This window comes from Ruegeria sp. YTSA168 (assembly GCF_059610045.1).
Genome location: NZ_JBXWMW010000018.1, coordinates 1 through 17,379 on the forward strand (window position 1 = coordinate 1; position 17,379 = coordinate 17,379).

At 58.2% G+C, this 17,379-nt stretch carries 13 protein-coding genes; 6 read left to right on the forward strand and 7 right to left on the reverse strand.

Annotated elements, in window-relative coordinates; all coding sequences use genetic code 11:
• Nucleotides 1–342 precede the first annotated feature (342 nt).
• Nucleotides 343–2,544, reverse strand: coding sequence for a catalase/peroxidase HPI (gene katG, locus AC2FFE_RS19355; protein ID WP_496847449.1), 2,202 nt, complete (start codon nt 2,542–2,544; stop codon nt 343–345).
• 390 nt (nt 2,545–2,934) lie between these two features.
• Between katG and AC2FFE_RS19360 the strand changes: the two genes are divergently transcribed.
• Nucleotides 2,935–4,554, forward strand: coding sequence for a GMC family oxidoreductase (locus AC2FFE_RS19360; protein ID WP_496847450.1), 1,620 nt, complete (start codon nt 2,935–2,937; stop codon nt 4,552–4,554).
• A gap of 6 nt (nt 4,555–4,560) precedes the next feature.
• On the opposite strand, the gene AC2FFE_RS19365 is transcribed toward AC2FFE_RS19360, so the two are convergent.
• On the reverse strand, nt 4,561–5,406 hold the full coding sequence (locus AC2FFE_RS19365; protein WP_496847451.1) for an SDR family oxidoreductase: 846 nt from the start codon (nt 5,404–5,406) through the stop codon (nt 4,561–4,563).
• 87 nt (nt 5,407–5,493) lie between these two features.
• Here AC2FFE_RS19365 and AC2FFE_RS19370 point away from each other — a divergent pair, with 87 nt between their 5' ends.
• On the forward strand, nt 5,494–6,126 hold the full coding sequence (locus tag AC2FFE_RS19370) for a class I SAM-dependent DNA methyltransferase (RefSeq protein ID WP_496820838.1): 633 nt from the start codon (nt 5,494–5,496) through the stop codon (nt 6,124–6,126).
• A gap of 67 nt (nt 6,127–6,193) precedes the next feature.
• Here AC2FFE_RS19370 and AC2FFE_RS19375 read toward each other — a convergent pair whose 3' ends face one another.
• From AC2FFE_RS19375 to AC2FFE_RS19385, 3 genes are read right to left on the reverse strand one after another with little or no spacing between them, the layout of a single operon-like run.
• Nucleotides 6,194–6,973, reverse strand: coding sequence for a carnitinyl-CoA dehydratase (locus AC2FFE_RS19375; RefSeq protein WP_496820839.1), 780 nt, complete (start codon nt 6,971–6,973; stop codon nt 6,194–6,196).
• Complete coding sequence (locus AC2FFE_RS19380) at nt 6,970–8,985, reverse strand: acetate--CoA ligase family protein (RefSeq protein ID WP_496820840.1); 2,016 nt, start codon at nt 8,983–8,985, stop codon at nt 6,970–6,972. The genes AC2FFE_RS19375 and AC2FFE_RS19380 overlap by 4 nt, the downstream gene beginning before the upstream one ends.
• Nucleotides 8,982–10,142: an acyl-CoA dehydrogenase family protein gene (locus AC2FFE_RS19385; RefSeq protein ID WP_496847452.1), complete on the reverse strand. Its 1,161-nt coding sequence runs from the start codon at nt 10,140–10,142 to the stop codon at nt 8,982–8,984. Before AC2FFE_RS19385 ends, AC2FFE_RS19380 begins: the two co-directional genes overlap by 4 nt.
• A gap of 77 nt (nt 10,143–10,219) precedes the next feature.
• Between AC2FFE_RS19385 and AC2FFE_RS19390 the strand changes: the two genes are divergently transcribed.
• A complete protein-coding gene (locus tag AC2FFE_RS19390) occupies nt 10,220–11,161 on the forward strand; it encodes a GlxA family transcriptional regulator (RefSeq protein ID WP_496820843.1) in 942 nt (313 codons plus the stop codon).
• On the opposite strand, the gene AC2FFE_RS19395 is transcribed toward AC2FFE_RS19390, so the two are convergent.
• Both AC2FFE_RS19395 and AC2FFE_RS19400 read right to left on the reverse strand, forming a co-directional pair.
• A complete protein-coding gene (locus AC2FFE_RS19395; protein ID WP_496847453.1) occupies nt 11,158–12,147 on the reverse strand; it encodes a sterol desaturase family protein in 990 nt (329 codons plus the stop codon). The genes AC2FFE_RS19390 and AC2FFE_RS19395 overlap by 4 nt on opposite strands.
• Nucleotides 12,148–12,169: 22 nt before the next feature.
• Entirely contained in the window at nt 12,170–12,925 is a 756-nt protein-coding gene (locus AC2FFE_RS19400) for a class II aldolase and adducin N-terminal domain-containing protein (protein WP_496847454.1), read from the reverse strand.
• A 111-nt stretch (nt 12,926–13,036) separates the two neighbouring features.
• On the opposite strand from AC2FFE_RS19400, the gene AC2FFE_RS19405 reads away from it, so the two are divergent.
• The 3 genes from AC2FFE_RS19405 to AC2FFE_RS19415 all read left to right on the forward strand — a co-directional run bounded on the left by AC2FFE_RS19405 (nt 13,037) and on the right by AC2FFE_RS19415 (nt 17,303).
• Nucleotides 13,037–13,897, forward strand: a complete 861-nt coding sequence (locus AC2FFE_RS19405; RefSeq protein WP_496847455.1) for a LysR family transcriptional regulator — start codon at nt 13,037–13,039, stop codon at nt 13,895–13,897.
• A 146-nt stretch (nt 13,898–14,043) separates the two neighbouring features.
• The gene (ade, locus tag AC2FFE_RS19410) at nt 14,044–15,846 is read left to right on the forward strand and encodes an adenine deaminase (protein WP_496847456.1); all 1,803 of its coding nucleotides are present in this window, start codon (nt 14,044–14,046) and stop codon (nt 15,844–15,846) included.
• The gene (locus tag AC2FFE_RS19415; protein ID WP_496820849.1) at nt 15,843–17,303 is read left to right on the forward strand and encodes an AMP nucleosidase; all 1,461 of its coding nucleotides are present in this window, start codon (nt 15,843–15,845) and stop codon (nt 17,301–17,303) included. Before ade ends, AC2FFE_RS19415 begins: the two co-directional genes overlap by 4 nt.
• The last annotated feature ends 76 nt before the right edge of the window (nt 17,304–17,379 follow it).

Genomic DNA, 17,379 nt, shown 5'->3' on the forward strand with positions numbered 1-17,379 from the left:
CGTCTCAACCGTCTCTCCGGCCAGTCTCCGCCGTCGCCAGCGTCCCAACAACAACCTCAGCGCCGCCGGTGAAGGGGTATTTACGGATTAGGTCTGACACCTGCAACCCCCATTTTGAAAAAACTTCACATTTCTCGGCGAAAACTTACTAATGACAATAATAACAATAGGTTAGATACATGAACCATACCGAATTCCTGCCGATCCTGTGCTGTAGTTACGGCAAAAGCCAACCATCTGGTGGAATCGTACCCAATGCTTGGTATGCGCCCGAGAGTCGGACCAACAAAAAACGCCGCCCGAGTCTCCTCGGGCGGCGATATTCCTGCAATCAAAGCGGGATTACTTCAGATCGAAGCGGTCCGCATTCATCACCTTGTTCCAGGCCGAGACAAAGTCACATACGAATTTACCCTCGGCACCGGCCTGACCGTAGACCTCGGCCAGCGCTCGCAATTGCGAGTTCGAGCCAAAAACCAGATCGACGCGGGTACCGGTCCACTTGACCTCGCCACTTGTGCGGTCGCGGCCTTCATATACGCCTTTGCCAGACGGCTTCCATTCTGTGCTCATGTCCAGAATGTTGGTGAAGAAATCCGTGCTGAGCGTTCCGACGCGATCTGTGAACACGCCATGTTTGCTGTCACCAAAGTTGGCGCCAAGAACACGCAGACCGCCCACAAGCACGGTCATTTCGGGTGCTGACAGGGTCAGCAGCTGTGCACGGTCTACCAGCAGTTCTTCAGGTGAAACGGTATAGTCAGCCTTCTGATAGTTCCGGAATCCGTCAGCGGCGGGCTCCATCACTGCGAAACTGTCCACATCCGTCTGCTCTTGCGTCGCATCAGTGCGGCCCGGCGTGAACGGAACCTCGACATCCTGACCACCCGCTTTCGCTGCCTGTTCGACACCTACAGCACCGGCCAGAACGATCACATCGGCCAGCGACACTTTCTTGCCCCCGGACTGCGCATCGTTGAACGCAGCCTGAACACCTTCCAACGCGCCCAGCGCCTTGGACAGCTTCATCGGCTCGTTCACATCCCAGTCTTTCTGCGGCGCAAGACGGATGCGGGCTCCATTAGCCCCCCCACGCTTGTCCGACCCACGGAAGGTCGATGCCGAAGCCCAGGCGGTCGAGACCATCTCGGAAACCGACAAGCCGGTTGCGGCGATCTTGGCTTTGAGATCAGCCACATCCGCATCATCGACCAGATCGTGATCCACGGCTGGAACATTGTCCTGCCAAAGCAGCTCCTCGGTCGGGGCCTCCGGACCGATATAGGCCGCGCGTGGGCCCATGTCGCGGTGGGTCAGCTTGAACCATGCGCGTGCGAAGGCATCGGCAAACTCGTCCGGGTTCTCATGGAAGCGTTTCGAGATCGGGCCATAGATCGGATCCATGCGCATCGCCATGTCGGCGGTGGTCATCATGGTTTTGACCTTTTTCGACGGATCATGCGCCGCTGGGGCCATGTCTTCTTCTTTGACGCCGACCGGCTCCCATATATATGCGCCCGAGGGGCTTTTGGTCAGGTTCCAGTCATATCCGAACAGCAGATCGAAAAAGCCGTTATCCCATTTGATCGGGTTGGCGGTCCATGCACCTTCGATACCGCTGGTGGTGGTGTCGTCGCCCTTGCCGGACCCGAACTTGTTGATCCAGCCAAAGCCCATGTCCTCAATCGGGGCGGATTCAGGATCCGGACCAACCAGGTCGGGGTCACCTGCGCCATGCGCTTTACCAAAGGTGTGGCCACCTGCGACCAGAGCGACGGTTTCCTCGTCATTCATCGCCATCCGTCCAAAGGTGTCACGGATATCGCGACCCGAGGCCAGAATGTTCGGTTCACCATCCGGACCTTCGGGGTTCACATAGATCAGACCCATCTGCACCGCGGCCAGTGGGTTTTCCAAATCCCGCTCACCTGAATAACGACTATTGGGATTGTCGGTCGGCGCAAGCCACTCGGTCTCGGACCCCCAATAGATGTCTTCCTCGGGCGCCCAGATATCCACGCGACCACCGGCAAAGCCAAAGGTCTTGCCGCCCATCGACTCGATGGCGCAGTTACCAGCCAGGATCATCAAGTCAGCCCAGGAAATCTGGTTACCGTATTTCTGCTTTATCGGCCACAGCAGGCGGCGCGCCTTGTCCAGGTTGCCATTGTCCGGCCAACTGTTGATCGGCGCAAACCGCTGGTTGCCGGTCGAAGCCCCGCCGCGGCCATCCGCCGTCCGATAGGTTCCCGCGCTATGCCAGGCCATCCGGATGAAGAAACCACCATAGTGCCCGTAATCTGCGGGCCACCAGTCCTGTGAATCCGTCATTAGCGCATAAAGGTCGTCTTTCAGCGCCTTCATATCCAGTTTCTGGAATTCTTCGGCATAGTCGAAGTCAGCATCCATCGGGTTCGAAGCTGGCGAATGCTGATGCAAGATCGACAGGTTCAGCTGATTGGGCCACCAGTCACGATTTGATCGTGTCCCGGCACCATGCATCACAGGGCATCCGCCCGTTTTGGGGTTATCACTTCCATCCATATCGATCTCCAATGCTGGCTAAGGACTTGCGGCTTTGCGCAGTAAAACTTGCAATCAACAAGATCACAGAAAGATGTCACCGATATCGTTTTCAAGCCTAAGCCCAGAACGCTGGTGCGGTTTCTTCGCCGATCTCTTGCGTCGCGCCTCGTATATCAAAGCAAAACCATGAGAATAAGTTTTCTTTTTAGATTGTTTTGATAGTTTTTTGTTATTGATCATAGGGTGATTCCGGCCACCCTGACGATACCGACACAATGACCCTGAGTCCTGACTGAAATTGGCGATTGTATTTTCACATCCCGCTCGGGCACAGTCGGCGCTATTACCACGCGCCGTTCCCCTGACCCCTACATCACGCGGCGCCCCCAAAATGTTAAAGGCACTTGTATGGAATTTGACTATGTCATTGTCGGTGGCGGATCGGCGGGATCTGTCCTTGCCAACCGCCTGAGCGAAGATCCGCAAAAAACGGTTTGCTTGCTCGAAGCCGGGGGGCCGGGCGATCACCTCATCATAAGAATGCCCGCCGCCATCGTCGCCGCGTTACCGGGGCGCCCAAAGATCAGCAACTGGGCGTTCGAGACAGTTCCTCAACCCGGTTTGAACGGGCGCAAAGGCTATCAGCCGCGTGGCAAAGCACTAGGCGGATCAAGCGCCATCAACGCGATGCTCTATGTACGTGGGCAGCGACAGGACTATGATGGCTGGGCCGATCAAGGGTGCATCGGTTGGGATTGGGACAGCGTCTTGCCCTATTTCACGAAATCCGAAAACAACGAACAGGGCGGCGATGATTTGCATGGCGACAAAGGCCCCCTGCAGGTGTCACATCAAAAAGAACCGCGCCCAGTGACCCATGCCTTTGTAGAGGCGGCAGAACAACTGCAACATAGACGCACCGAAGATTTCAATCGCGGCAATAATGAGGGCGTGGGCCTGTATCAAGTCACCCAGTTTCATGATCCGGACAGAAATGGCGAACGCTGTTCGACCGCAGCCGCCTATGTCCACCCGGTGATGGATCGCCCCAATCTGACGGTTATCACCTATGCTCATGCAAAGGAACTGACCATTGAAGGCAAACGCGCCACCGGAGTGGTCTACAAACGAAAGGCAAAAGGCCCCGACCTCAGTGTATCTGCCAGACTAGAAGTGCTGATCTGCGCCGGGGCGCTTCAATCGCCGCAACTGCTGCAGCTGTCTGGGATCGGCGCAGCGGATGAGTTGCAGCGGCACGGAATACCCGTCCGGCACGCGTTGCCCGGTGTAGGCAAGAACCTGCAGGACCATCTGGATTTCATTCTGGCTTACAAAAGCAAGGACACGGATAATTTCGGCCTAGGTCTCATCGGTGCGGCGCGCCTGTTGGGCCACCTCTGGCGTTGGCGCAAAACCGGCACGTCGATGGCGGCAACACCCTTTGCCGAAGGGGGCGCATTTCTAAAGACCTCTCCGGGACTCGACCGCCCCGATATCCAGCTGCATTTCGCCATCGCGCTGGTCGATGATCACGCCAGAAAACTGCACTATGGCTACGGCTACAGCTGCCATGTCTGCAAGCTGCGCCCGCACAGCCGTGGCTCGGTGGGGCTGCACAGCGCCGACCCGTTTGCCGCCCCCGCCATTGATCCCGGATTCCTGTCCGATGACCGCGATCTTGAGACCATGATCAAAGGCGCCCGCATGATGCGCGAGATCATGCAAGCCCCCGCTTTGGCCCCGTTCCGGCAATCCGAAATGTTCGGAACCGACACCGCAACCACGGATGCGGATTGGGAACAGCATATTCGCGCCCGCGCCGATACGATCTATCACCCCGTCGGGACGTGCAAAATGGGCCAGGATGATATGGCCGTGGTCGACCCCGAACTCAAAGTACGCGGGATCGACGGGCTAAGGGTTGTCGATGCCTCGATCATGCCGACACTGGTATCAGGCAACACCAACGCACCGACCATCATGATTGCCGAAAAAGCGGCAGACATGATCAAGGCGGCAGCGCGATGAACCGGGCTATTGCCCTTTCAGCAACGCCTCAAGGCCAACACGATAGTTGGGGTACAGCAACTGTACCCCAAGCTCATCCTTGATCCGATCATTCCGAACGCGTTTGTTCTCATCGTAAAAACTGCGTGCCATGGGGGTCAGATCAGCTTCGTCATAGGGCACGGCTGGCGGTAGGGGCAGTCTCTGTAGCTCGGCTGCATAGCCGATCACATCCTGCGGCGGCACCGGTTCGTCATCGCACACATTGTATACTGCCCCCGGATTGGGCGCCATCATAGAGGCCGCCAGAACCTGCGCGATATCGTCGACATGGATGCGTGAAAACACCTGCCCCGGCTTGATGATCCGCCGCAACCCACCGCGTTTGAGCTTGGAAAACGGCCCCCGCCCCGGCCCATAGATTCCCGCCAGACGGAAGATATGGACAGGCAGCCCTGGAATGGCAGCCCATTGCTCCTCGGCAATCAAGCGCCAGCGTCCCCGCTTCGCCGTTGGCGCAGGCGGGGTCGCCTCATCCACCCAATCGCCTTGATGATCGCCATAGATCGCCGTGGTCGACAAATACCCCACCCAAGTGAACTGAGCAGCCCGCGCTGCGATCTCATCCCTCAGCGCGGCCAGAACAGGATCACCCTCTTCGGTCGGCGCAGTGGAAATCAAAACATGTGTTACACCGTTCAGATCCGGTATCTCACCAGGCCAGACCAAGGGCACGGCACCAGACGCTCGGATCGCAGCCATGCCATCGGCGCTGCGGGTGGTTCCGATGATGTGCCACCCATCCGGAGCCAACCGGCGTGACAAAGCCTGCGCCGAATAGCCATGGCCAAAAGAGAAAAGCGTTCGTGTCATCCCCCCTAGATGATCTGGACGGAACCGGGATGCAAGCACCTCATGGACGACTTGATTCGAATCCCCTCCTGCGCCTTTCATAAAAGCATGGCCCAGAAAACACCCGACCTGCACGCCGCCTATGCGCTGACCTCGCCCGAGGATAACAAACGTCTCTATGCCGAATGGGCAGGCGACTATGATGACGGTTTTGCCGCGCGCGAGGATTATCAGCTGCATATCCACACCGCGCGCGCCTTTGTAAGCGCCTTTGGGCAGGGCCCAGTATTGGACGTGGGCGCAGGCACCGGCCTTTGCGGAGCAGTTCTGACCCGCTTAGGCGTAGGCCCGATAGACGCCACCGATATAAGCGCGGAAATGCTGGGACAGGCCATGCGCAAGGATATCTACCGTGATGCGATCGAAGCCGACCTCAACACCGGTATCCCTGTGCCGCGCCACAGCTATTCCGGCATCGTATCCTCAGGCACTTTCACCCACGGGCACCTCGGTCCCGAGGTACTGCCCAGCTTGCTGCGCGTCGCACGTCCCGGCGCTCAATTCGCGCTGTCGATCAACACGAAGCATTTCGAAAAACTGGGCTTTGCCGATGCGTTCCGCCAGTTGGAACAGGGTCGGATTCGAAACCTCTCCCTGCCCAAAGTCAAAATCTACGGCGATCTCGCCGCCGGCCCCAACAAAGACGACACTGCATTGATCGCACTGTTCGAGCGCAGCTGATCCGAACTTCATCTGGCCAAAAACACCTTGGGGGAGGTGCGGCTTGCCGCGCCGGAGGCGGAGCCCCCTACCGCCCTTTCCAAACAGGATCGCGCTTTTCAGCAAAGGCGCGCGCGCCCTCCAGATTGTCCTCGGACCCATAGAGAACATCCACGCTGGGCAGCTGTCGCTTCGTGATCCGATTCATTGCATCCTGAAACTTCGCATCCTCGGCATCGCGCACGATCTCCTTGATCGCGGCATAGACCAGAGGTGGGCCGCTGGCCAACAACCGCGCAAGTTCCCAGGTGCGATCCATCAGTTGATCGCCGGGCACGATTTCGTTGACCAGCCCCCAACGATGCGCCTCATCCGCGTCGAACCAGCGTCCGGTCAGCAACAGCTCCATCGCAATGTGATACGGGATGCGTTTGGGCAACTTGACGCTGGCCGCGTCTGCAACCGTCCCTGACCGTATCTCGGGCAGGGCAAAACTGGCGTGATCTGCTGCGATGATCATGTCAGCGCTCAGCGCCAGTTCCAGCCCGCCACCGCAGGCGATACCATTCACTGCCGCGATCACAGGCTTGTTCAGGCCGCGCAGCTCCTGCAACCCTCCAAACCCACCGACGCCATAGTCACCGTCCACCGCATCCCCATCAGCGGCTGCTTTCAAATCCCAGCCGGGGCAAAAGAACTTCTCTCCTCCACCCGTCAGAATCGCCACGCGCAGCTCGGGATCGTCCCGAAATTCCTGAAACGCTTCGCCCATGATCCGGCTCGTGGCCAGATCAATCGCATTGGCTTTGGGACGGTCCAAAGTAACTTCGAGGATGGCGCCATCACGGCGGGTTTTGATCGGACTCATTGGCGTGCCTTTCGGATTAGCGCATCCACTGCAACCGCGCCATCGGCGGTGCAGATCAGCGGGTTAATCTCAACTTCTTCGACTGTTGCCGCATTGGCAATGACATAGTTCTGAACAGCCTCGACTGCTTCCAGAATCGCGGCCATATCGGCGGCAGCTTTGCCACGATACCCCGTCAAGAGGGGTGCACAGGCCAGCTTGTCCAGCGCCGCCCGAACTACGGCCCGAGAGGACGGGATCAGTACCGAAACCGTGTCATGCAGGATTTCCGTCAGCACCCCTCCGGCCCCGAGGGTCAGAACATAGCCATGCGCCGGATCGCGGGTCACACCGATCAACAACTCGGCGACTGATCCGGTTGCCATTTCTTCGATCAACACCGTATCGGTGCCAATCGATCTGGCGGTTTCGACCAGATCAGATCGCATAACACCCAGCCGAACCGCGCCATGATCGGTCTTATGCGCCAGTCCGACGCCTTTCACGGCAAACGGCTCTTGCAGGTCGTCTGGAATCTGCGTTGCGCCTTGCGCTGCAATCTCACAACTGCGCGGGATGCGTAGACCAAACCCCGCGAGGGCCGATTTCGCCTCTGCCTCGCTCAGAACCTGATCTGCAGGTGTATCCGAGGGCAGCAACACCGGATCAGAGGCGGGCGGCAAAGGTCGCGCCGCGGCCTCAACGGCAGACAATGCCTCATGCAGCCCGGCAAAGGGCACGACCCGACCATCTGATAACTGCTGCGCTACGTGTTCAGGCATCAGCTCCGGCAAGGTTGCTGTCACCGCGAATGGTCGACCTGTTTGTACAACGCAGTTCAACGCGGCCTGCGTGGCACACACCCAATCTGTCGCGTCCGTATGTGGGTAATCAACGATGGCCATGGTCATGGCTTTGTCCGGCCCAGTCATCCCCGACCAGGCGCGGGTCATCGCCTCGGTATCCCGCCAAATATAGGTGTGATAATCCAGCGGATTTGCCAACGCCACCATCGGACCCAGAGCGGCGCGTAGGTCCGTTCGTTGTTGAGCTGTCAGGGGTGGAAAATGCAGGTCTCGCCCTTCGGCCATGTCAGCGGCCAAGCTGGCCTCGCCCCCCGAACAGCTGATCATGCCCAAACCGTTTCCGTCCAACCGTCCCGCAACATGCAACAGCTTGAGGCATTCCAGAAAACTGGGGATATCATCCAGCCGCGCAATGCCCAGACGATCCAGAAACGCCTGCGCCCCAGCATCGCCGCCCGCCAAAGAGGCCGTGTGCGAGATCGTCGCCGCCTGCGCGTGCTGCGACCGGCCCATCTTCAACGCAATGATGGGCACGCCCCGTTCTTGCGCTATTGCGGCCAAAGCCTCCCATTTCCGCAGATCACCGAACCCTTCGATATGGACACCAATCGCGGTGATCCGGTCATCATCCAAAAGGGCCGAGGCGATATCGGCTTGATGTGTCTGCGCTTGGTTCCCGCAGGTCAGCATGAAGGCCAGCGGCAGCGCGCGTTGCTGCATCGTCATGTTGATGGCGATGTTCGAGCTTTGCGTCAGGATCGCCACACCCCGATCAACCGGGCGCATTCCGTGTTGATCCGGCCAGATTGCGGCACGTTCCAACCCGTTGACGAAGCCATAGCAGTTCGGCCCAAGGATCGGCATGTCCGCTGCCGCAGCAACCAAATGGGCCTGAAGATCAGCACCCTGATCATCTTCGGCCTTGGCTTCGGTAAACCCGGAGGCAAAGCAAACCGCACCGCCCGCACCCGCAGCCGAAAGTTCTGAAACCACAGGGATCGTGGCATGGCGATTGATGCCAATAAAGGCCACATCTGGCGGGCGCGGCAAATCCGCAATCGAGGGCACTGCGCACTCACCCGAGACCTGATCCGCCTTGGGATGAACAGGCCAGATGTCGCCGGTGAACCCGAACTTCCGGGCCTGAGTGATGACGTCTGCACACCAGGCGCCGCCTCCGATCACGGCCATCGATGACGGGTTCAAAACACGCCCCAGGGGCCTCATGCGCCCAACGCCCTCAGCAAGTCCCGGCTGATGATATGGCGCTGAATTTCGCTGGTGCCGTCCCAGATACGCTCAACCCGTGCATCCCGCCAGAACCGTTCCAGCGGATAGTCATCCATCAATCCCATCCCACCATGCACCTGGATCGCCACATCCGTCACCCGTGCCAGCATTTCAGAGGCGTAGAGCTTGGCCGAGGCAATCTCGCGGTTCGCGGGCAGGCCTTTGTCCAACCGATCCGCCGCCGCCAGGGTCAACAAGTCCGCCGCGTCGATTTCGGTGATCATGTCGGCAATCTGGAAGGATACGCCCTGAAACTTGCCGATCTTCTGACCGAACTGCTCGCGCGTGGCGGCATAATCCAGAGCATAGTCAAAGGCTCGGCGCGCGCGCCCGACCGACATGGCGGCCACGGTGATCCGGGTGGCGTAAAGCCAGGTGTTCATCACCTCGAACCCACCATCGACCTCGCCCAGAACCTGGCTGTCCGGCAAGCGGCAATCGTCAAAATCCAGAACCATGTTCTTGTATCCACGATGGCTGACCGACTTATACCCGTCCCGGATCGTGAAACCGGGCGTGCCACGATCCACCAGAAAGGCGGTGATCCGCTTCTTAGGTCCCTTGGGTGTCTGATCCTCACCCGTGGCGATGAAGACGATAATGAAATCCGCATGCTCAGCGCCCGAGATGAAATGCTTGGTCCCGTTGACCACCCAATCGCCGCCATCGCGCACGGCAGCGCATTTCATGCCGCGCACGTCCGAACCTGCGCCGGGTTCCGTCATGGCCAGCGCATCCATCCGCTCACCCCGCACGGCAGGCATCAGGTAACGCTCGACCTGTTCGCCTTCACAAGCCATCAGGATGTTCTGCGGACGTCCGAAAAAATGATTCAGCGCCATCGACCCACGGCCCAATTCCCGCTCGACCAAAGCGAATTCAAGATGGTTAAGACCCGCACAGCCGACGCTTTCGGGAAAGTTACAGGCATAAAAGCCCAGTTCGATCGTCTTGCGCTTGATGTCATCCGCGATCTCTTGGGGGACTTCGCCGGTGCGTTCGACCAGCTCTTCATGCGGGTAAATCTCGTTCTCGACAAAGCTGCGCACGGTCGAGGCGATCATCTCCTGTTCGTCGGACAGACCATATTGCATCTGAATTCTCCACATCTGGACCTACGCGCATCGTGACCGGGGTTGAGAATTTAATCATGCAGAGATAGCCATTTATCATGCGATTCTGGACTAAATCCTTCGCTGCACCGCAGCAAATCGGTGTACTTCTGTTCGAAGGATTTTCGAACCACTGCCTGGCCAATACGGTAGAGCCGCTGCGGGCCGCAAATATGCTGTCAGGGCGAGACCTGTATCACTGGACGTTCCTGTCTTTGACGGATGGTCCCGTGACATCGTCATCGGGCCTGCAGGTCGCACCACATGAACGGCTGCAAAACGCAAGCGGTGACATGTTGATGGTGATGCCATCCTACGGGTTTCAGGCCCATAGCGGCTGGCAAACCCTTTCGGGTCTCAGATCGGCCGCATCTCGCTATGAAACTCTGGCCGGTTTGGATACAGGCAGCTGGTTGCTGGCTTTGGCAGGCCTTCTGGATGGGCATCGCGCCACCATTCACTGGGAAGAACTGACAGGATTTACTGAGCGTTTCCCGGATGTTGATGTGGTGCGCGAAAGATTCGTGATTGATCGGAACCGCATCACCTGTTCTGGTGCGATGGCAGCGTTCGATCTGATTTTGCATCTGATTGGCCGGGATCAGGGGCAGGCGTTGGCGCTGGAAGTGGCCCAGCTGTTCATGACCCGCGATTCCGCCCGATCCCATACAGGCGGCGCGGGTGCGACCAGTGGATACGTGAACAAAGCGCTGGCGCTGATGCAGGAACATCTTGAAACACCCCTTCCGATATCCGAGATCGCCCGGCGCGTTGGTCGGTCTCAAAAGGCGCTTTCCCAGCGGATGCAATCCGAGTTAGGTGCAGGGCCTGCACAGGTTTATCGACGGTTGCGGTTAAATCTGGCCCGCAAATTGGTATCCGAGACCGACCTGACCATTGCCGAAATCGCGTTGCGCGCCGGGTACGAAGACCCCAGCGCACTGACCCGCGCGTTCAAGAGTGAATTCGGAATGGCCCCACGCACCTTGCGAGCGGGTTAGGTATACATCTGTTTTTTGTAAGCCCGCGTGCGGGTTGTCGCCTCAGCCGACCCGTCGTGATAGGTACCAAACCACTTGTCGAAGGGGATCTCCGAGGTACCATAATTGCACTCGAAATACCGGTGATGCAGCTGGTGAAAGAAATCCCCGGCCCGCGCGGCGTCGGTGTCACCGGCCTTAAGCTTTTCGAACCCGGAATGCGACAGGACCGGGCTGATCTGCTGGAAATACGTGTGGAACAGCAGATGCAACGGGTGTGACGGGATGATCAGGTGGATGAAATAGGTGGTGAAATAGAGGATATTTTCATACCAATGGTTCGAAATCCCGGACCACGGCCCGATATTCACATTGCGATGATGCACCGCGTGGACGTGTTTATACAGCTTCGGGTGATGTTCCAGCCGATGCACCCAATAGAAATGCAGGCCCGACCACATCGGAATGAACAACATCCATAAAACGAACCAAATCGGCGCGGTGGCCCAGGTCACAGTCGGGACATAGCCGTTGGCCATCGCCCAATAGATCACCCATTGATAGACGGTCGCCACAGTCATCGCGCTGCCCAACGTCCACCAGATATTGTCCAGAACCTGATTGCGGAAGGTGAAATTACCGTTGTCGCGGGTCAGATCACGGCGGTCGAATTTTTTGTACATGCCCTGCCCTTTGCGCATGTACAGCCACCAGTGTAAGCCGCCCGCGACCAGGATTTGAGGCACCATGTTCAGCAGCCAGATGCGGAACATCCAACCGGCCGAAAAGGTCGTCATCGTTTCTAAACCAGGGAAAAACAGCGCATAGGCTGCAATGGCCAAGCCCATGCAAAGGGTCAGCGCCGTGATCTGCAACCACGCACTGCTATACCACTTCAGCACAGCAACCGGTTGCGGCGGCCAGCTAAACAGCGGGTTCAATCCCACCGGGCCTTCGGGGTGGTAATTCCAGCGGGCGGCTTCGGCGTCCTGAGCGATGTCGGTCATGGCAGTCACTCCGAGTATGAGATCAAGTTGCGTAATCCGAGCCTTCGGTATCCAACATCGCTTTGATTTCTCGCAGATGCGCCTCGGCCTGATCGGGGTAGTCATCCAGCTCCTGAGCGGTCTTTTCGGCGATCTCGTCCGGGAGCACGCGCAAAGGCTGTCCGGTTTGTAGCGCGCGGATGTAGGTTTCGGCAGCGCGTTCGAAATAATAGAGCCTATTAAAGGCATCTGCCGGGTCACTGCCGATGATCAGAACGCCATGGTTGCCCATGATCATGACCTTTTTCTTCGGGTCCGACAGCATCGAAGCGCAGCGCTCTCCTTCGCTTTCAAACGCGAGCCCTCCGAATTCCTCGTCAATGACATAGCGGTTATAGAACGTGGCCGTATTCTGATCGATGGGCGGTAGATTGCTGTCTGCCAATGAAGCCAGCACAGTCGCAAAGATCGAATGCACATGCATCACGCAACGTGCGTGGGGACAGTGACGGTGGATCGAGCCGTGAAGCCCCCAAGCCGTTGGATCCGGCGCGCCGGGTTGTGTCATCACGTCGGGATCATTCGCATCTAACAGCAAAAGGTCCGAGGCCCGAATGCGCCCGAAATAGATCTGATTGGGGTTCATCAGGAACTGCGTGCCATCTTCGTTCACCGCCAGACTGAAATGATTGGCCACGCCTTCATGCATGTTCAGACGTTCAGTCCAGCGAAACGTCGCGGCCATATCCACACGCTGAGGCCAATGGTCGATGTTGGGGCGAAGATTGGCAACACTCATGGCATGGCTCCGTGGCAGCTGAACTATTTAAAGCCTGCCTTGCGCCGGGAAATTTGACCAACAAAAAAATCGCGTCTATCCCATTAGTAAAACTTATGCTGAGGTTATGCCATGCAGAACACTCTTCCACCTCTGGGCTGGCTGCGCACTTTCGAAGCAGCGGCGCGCAATCTCTCGTTCACCGGAGCAGCGCGTGATCTGAATATGACCCAAAGCGCTGTCAGCCAGCAGATCAAATCGCTGGAGGGGCATCTGGGTCAGCCTTTGTTCCTGCGTCGCCCCAAGGCGCTTGAATTGACCGAGGCCGGAATCACCTATCTGCCCGTTGTGCGCGAGGCGTTTCGAACGCTGGTGCGTGGTACACAGGCTGTGACGGGGGCGCAGCAGAATGCTGTACAGGTTCAGTGCAACATCAGCTTCGCCGTGAACTGGCTGGCCCCTCGCCTACCAGCGTTTCAAGCCGAACATCCGGACGTACATCTGAACATCTTCACCGAATTGTGGGAGCCCCGAGAAATGGCTGAAGGCGCAGCGGTTGAAATCCGATTCTCACTGCGTCCTGCCGATACCGTTCGAACCGAGTTGTTGCGGCAAGAATACTACTACCCAGTTTGCGCACCGGGTTTTTCGGTCACCCTGGACAGCCTTCAAGAACAGCCGCTGTTTGATTGTTCGAACCTGCTGTCAAACTGGGCAAGCTGGGCTGAAGAACAGGGTCTAAATTGGGAGAAACCCGCAATTACCTATGCGACGACGTATCTGGTCTGCTTGTCGGCGGCGATGGCGGGGGGTGGGCTTTGTCTGGCCCATGACGCCATTGCGGGGCATCTGATCGAACAAGGGCAGCTAGTCGCCCCGTTCGACCATCGCGCACCAATGCCCGAGGCCTATTATTTGCTGCTTTCCCCTCAGGCTGAGGATACCCCGGGCGCGGTTGCTTTTGCCAATTGGATCAGGCGCGAGATCGGGTAGCTCCCGCCCATCGTCGCTGCCCCTTGCGGGACATCTCCTCTGGTTGGGCCGGGCAGCGCTGGCGCGCTGCGGGCGGGTTTTATGATGATTTGATGACCCAAAATTACCGGGGTTGCACCCGACCGCGACTTCATGAAAGTTGAGCCATGGAATACACACCCTTCCCAAGCTGGCCCGATGTCGCCCCTCGTTTGATTGCCGTTGCTGCCGGACGCGATGCCGCCGATATGGTTATTCGCGGCGGAGTATGGGTCAATGTACATAGCCGCGAACTGTTGCCTGGCCACTCGGTTGCCATTGCAGACGGGCGGATTGCCTTTGTTGGGCCGGATGCTTCGCATTGCATCGGTCCTGAGACCCAGATCATCGAAGCTGAAGGGCGCTATATCCTGCCCGGCTTGTGCGACGGCCACATGCATATCGAATCCGGCATGCTGACACCCGCCGAATTTGCGCGGGCCGTCATCCCGCATGGCACCACTTCAATGTTCACCGATCCGCATGAGATAGCGAATGTGTTGGGCCTGAATGGCGTGCGCATGATGCATGACGAAGCGATGATGCAGCCGGTGAATATCTTCACCCAGATGCCCTCCTGCGCGCCCTCAGCCCCAGGGCTAGAAACAACAGGTTACGAGATCTCGCCCGAGGATGTCCGAGAAGCGATGAACTGGCCGGGAATCATTGGCCTGGGTGAAATGATGAACTTCCCCGGTGTTATTCATGGCGATCCCAAGATGCTGGCCGAGATCGCCGCCACCCAACGCGCCGGGAAAACGGTAGGCGGACATTATGCTTCGCCTGATTTAGGGCCTGATTTCGCAGCCTATGTCGCGGGCGGGCCCGCAGATGACCACGAAGGTACGTGTGAGGCCGATGCCATTGCCCGCGTGCGGCAGGGGATGCGGTCGATGATGCGGCTGGGCTCGGCCTGGTATGACGTGGAAAGTCAGATCACAGCCATCACCGAACAGGGCCTGGACCCGCGCAACTTTATCCTGTGCACCGATGATTGCCACTCGGGCACTTTGGTGAACGAAGGGCATATGAACCGGGTTGTGCGTCACGCGATTGCCTGCGGCTGCGATCCGCTGATTGCGTTGCAGATGGCTACGATCAACACCGCCACCCATTTCGGGTTAGAGCGTGAGATCGGTTCAGTCACTCCGGGGCGCCGGGCGGATATCATTCTCAGTTCCGACCTATCCAAGTTGCCGATTGAGACTGTAATTGCGCGCGGGCAGATGGTCGCGGAGAATGGTAGAATTACAGTTGACTGCCCACATCTGAACTGGCCCGACAACGCCCGCAATACAGTGCATCTGGGCCACGTGCTCAGCGCGGGCGATTTTGAGATTAAACCCCCAGCGGGGGCCAACCGGGTGCAGGCCAACGTCATCGGAGTTGTCGAAAACCAGGCCCCGACCAAAGCACTCAAGGCCGAGTTGCCGATCATTGGCGGGCTGGTCGAGGGCGAAGATGATGTCTGCCAAATCGCGTTGGTGGAACGTCACCAGGCGACAGGCGGGGTGACGAATGCCTTTGTTTCGGGCTTTGGCTATCAGGGCAAGATGGCCATGGCCTCAACCGTAGCGCATGACAGTCACCACATGATCGTGGTCGGCACCGACCGGGAACAGATGGCCCTGGCGGCCAACCGGCTGGCCAACGTGGGCGGCGGGATCACCCTGTTCCGCGATGGGCAAGAGCTTGCGATGGTCGAACTGCCCATCGCCGGTTTGATGTCCGACAGTCCGGCCGCCGAGGTTGCAGCCAAGGCCGATAACATGGTTGAGGCTATGCAAGCCTGCGGCTGTACACTGAACAACGCCTATATGCAGCACTCTCTTCTGGCGCTGGTTGTGATCCCGGAACTGCGGATCTCGGACCTTGGGCTTGTAGATGTGCGCACATTTGAAAAGATTGAACTTCTGGAACCACTGGCATGACAAAAATAAAAACACCTGATGCAATCGCACCGGAACAATTCACAGACCCCAAAGCAGCCGTAGCCCGGCTGGAACTGCTGTACAAACAAGCCACCGAGTTTCTGTGCGACAACTTCGCCTCGGCCCTGCAAGACGGCGCGCCAGAGGAACGGATCAGAGCCTACTATCCGGAAATTCGCATTAAAACAACGTCTTACGCGCAGGTCGACAGCCGGTTGAGCTTTGGCCACGTGTCCGAACCCGGCATTCATGCAACCACCGTCACCCGGCCCGACCTGTTCCGATCCTATCTGGTGCAACAGATCGCCCTGCTGATCAAAAACCATGGTCAACCCGTGACCATCAGCGCATCTGATACGCCGATCCCTGTCCACTTCGCAGTTGCCAACAATCCGGATCTGATGGTGCCGCAACAGGGCGCCGCCGGTTTCACCCTGCGCGATGTCTTCGATGTGCCCGATCTGAACACAACCAATGATGACATCGTCAACGGTGTGCTCGATCATGATACGGTCGGCCCGCTGGCCTTGTTCACCGCGCAGCGCGTGGATTATTCGCTGGCGCGACTGGCGCATTATACGGCAACAGATGCCGGGCATTTTCAGAACCACGTATTGTTCACCAACTACCAGTTCTATGTCTCGGAGTTCGAGAAATACGCGCGTGAACAACTGGCCAACCCCGAAAGCGGCTACACCAGTTTTGTTTCGACCGGAAATGTTGAGATCACGACCGCCGATGCAGATCTGGAACAGCCCCTGAAACTACCGCAGATGCCGACCTACCATTTGAAACGTGCGGATGGGTCAGGGATCACTCTGGTCAATATCGGGGTCGGTCCATCGAACGCCAAAACCGCAACCGACCATATCGCCGTCTTGCGACCGCATGCCTGGCTGATGGTCGGACACTGCGCCGGGCTGCGCAACACGCAGGCGCTGGGGGATTTCGTTCTGGCCCATGCCTATCTGCGCGAAGACAAGGTGCTGGACGACGATCTGCCCGTCTGGGTGCCGATCCCTCCACTGGCTGAGGTTCAGGTTGCGCTGGAACATGCGGTTGCCGAGGTGACCGAGCTGCAAGGCTACGAACTCAAGCGCATCATGCGCACAGGCACCGTGGCATCGGTCGACAACCGGAACTGGGAGCTGCGCGATCAGTCTGGTCCGGTGCAGCGGCTCAGCCAATCCCGCGCGATTGCGCTGGATATGGAAAGCGCCACGATTGCTGCAAACGGGTATCGTTTCCGGGTGCCATACGGCACATTGCTTTGCGTGTCAGACAAACCGCTGCACGGCGAATTAAAGCTTCCCGGTATGGCATCATCGTTTTATACCACCCAGGTCAGCCGCCATCTGGCGATCGGAATACGGGCGATGGAACACCTGCGGGGCATGCCGTTGGAGCGTCTGCACAGTCGGAAATTGCGCTCTTTCGACGAAACAGCCTTTCTGTGACGTAAAAAAGCAACGAAACCCCCATATTTTTGGGGGTTTTGGCGCTACTATTCGTTGTGTTCACCCACAATATCCC

Bases quoted from the DNA above. Each gene is read 5' to 3' on its own strand.
- katG (WP_496847449.1), bottom strand. From the start codon at position 2,544: ATGGATGGAAGTGATAACCCCAAAACGGGCGGATGCCCTGTGATGCAT.
- AC2FFE_RS19360 (WP_496847450.1), top strand. From the start codon at position 2,935: ATGGAATTTGACTATGTCATTGTCGGTGGCGGATCGGCGGGATCTGTC.
- AC2FFE_RS19365 (WP_496847451.1), bottom strand. From the start codon at position 5,406: ATGACACGAACGCTTTTCTCTTTTGGCCATGGCTATTCGGCGCAGGCT.
- AC2FFE_RS19370 (WP_496820838.1), top strand. From the start codon at position 5,494: ATGGCCCAGAAAACACCCGACCTGCACGCCGCCTATGCGCTGACCTCG.
- AC2FFE_RS19375 (WP_496820839.1), bottom strand. From the start codon at position 6,973: ATGAGTCCGATCAAAACCCGCCGTGATGGCGCCATCCTCGAAGTTACT.
- AC2FFE_RS19380 (WP_496820840.1), bottom strand. From the start codon at position 8,985: ATGAGGCCCCTGGGGCGTGTTTTGAACCCGTCATCGATGGCCGTGATC.
- AC2FFE_RS19385 (WP_496847452.1), bottom strand. From the start codon at position 10,142: ATGCAATATGGTCTGTCCGACGAACAGGAGATGATCGCCTCGACCGTG.
- AC2FFE_RS19390 (WP_496820843.1), top strand. From the start codon at position 10,220: ATGCGATTCTGGACTAAATCCTTCGCTGCACCGCAGCAAATCGGTGTA.
- AC2FFE_RS19395 (WP_496847453.1), bottom strand. From the start codon at position 12,147: ATGACCGACATCGCTCAGGACGCCGAAGCCGCCCGCTGGAATTACCAC.
- AC2FFE_RS19400 (WP_496847454.1), bottom strand. From the start codon at position 12,925: ATGAGTGTTGCCAATCTTCGCCCCAACATCGACCATTGGCCTCAGCGT.
- AC2FFE_RS19405 (WP_496847455.1), top strand. From the start codon at position 13,037: ATGCAGAACACTCTTCCACCTCTGGGCTGGCTGCGCACTTTCGAAGCA.
- ade (WP_496847456.1), top strand. From the start codon at position 14,044: ATGGAATACACACCCTTCCCAAGCTGGCCCGATGTCGCCCCTCGTTTG.
- AC2FFE_RS19415 (WP_496820849.1), top strand. From the start codon at position 15,843: ATGACAAAAATAAAAACACCTGATGCAATCGCACCGGAACAATTCACA.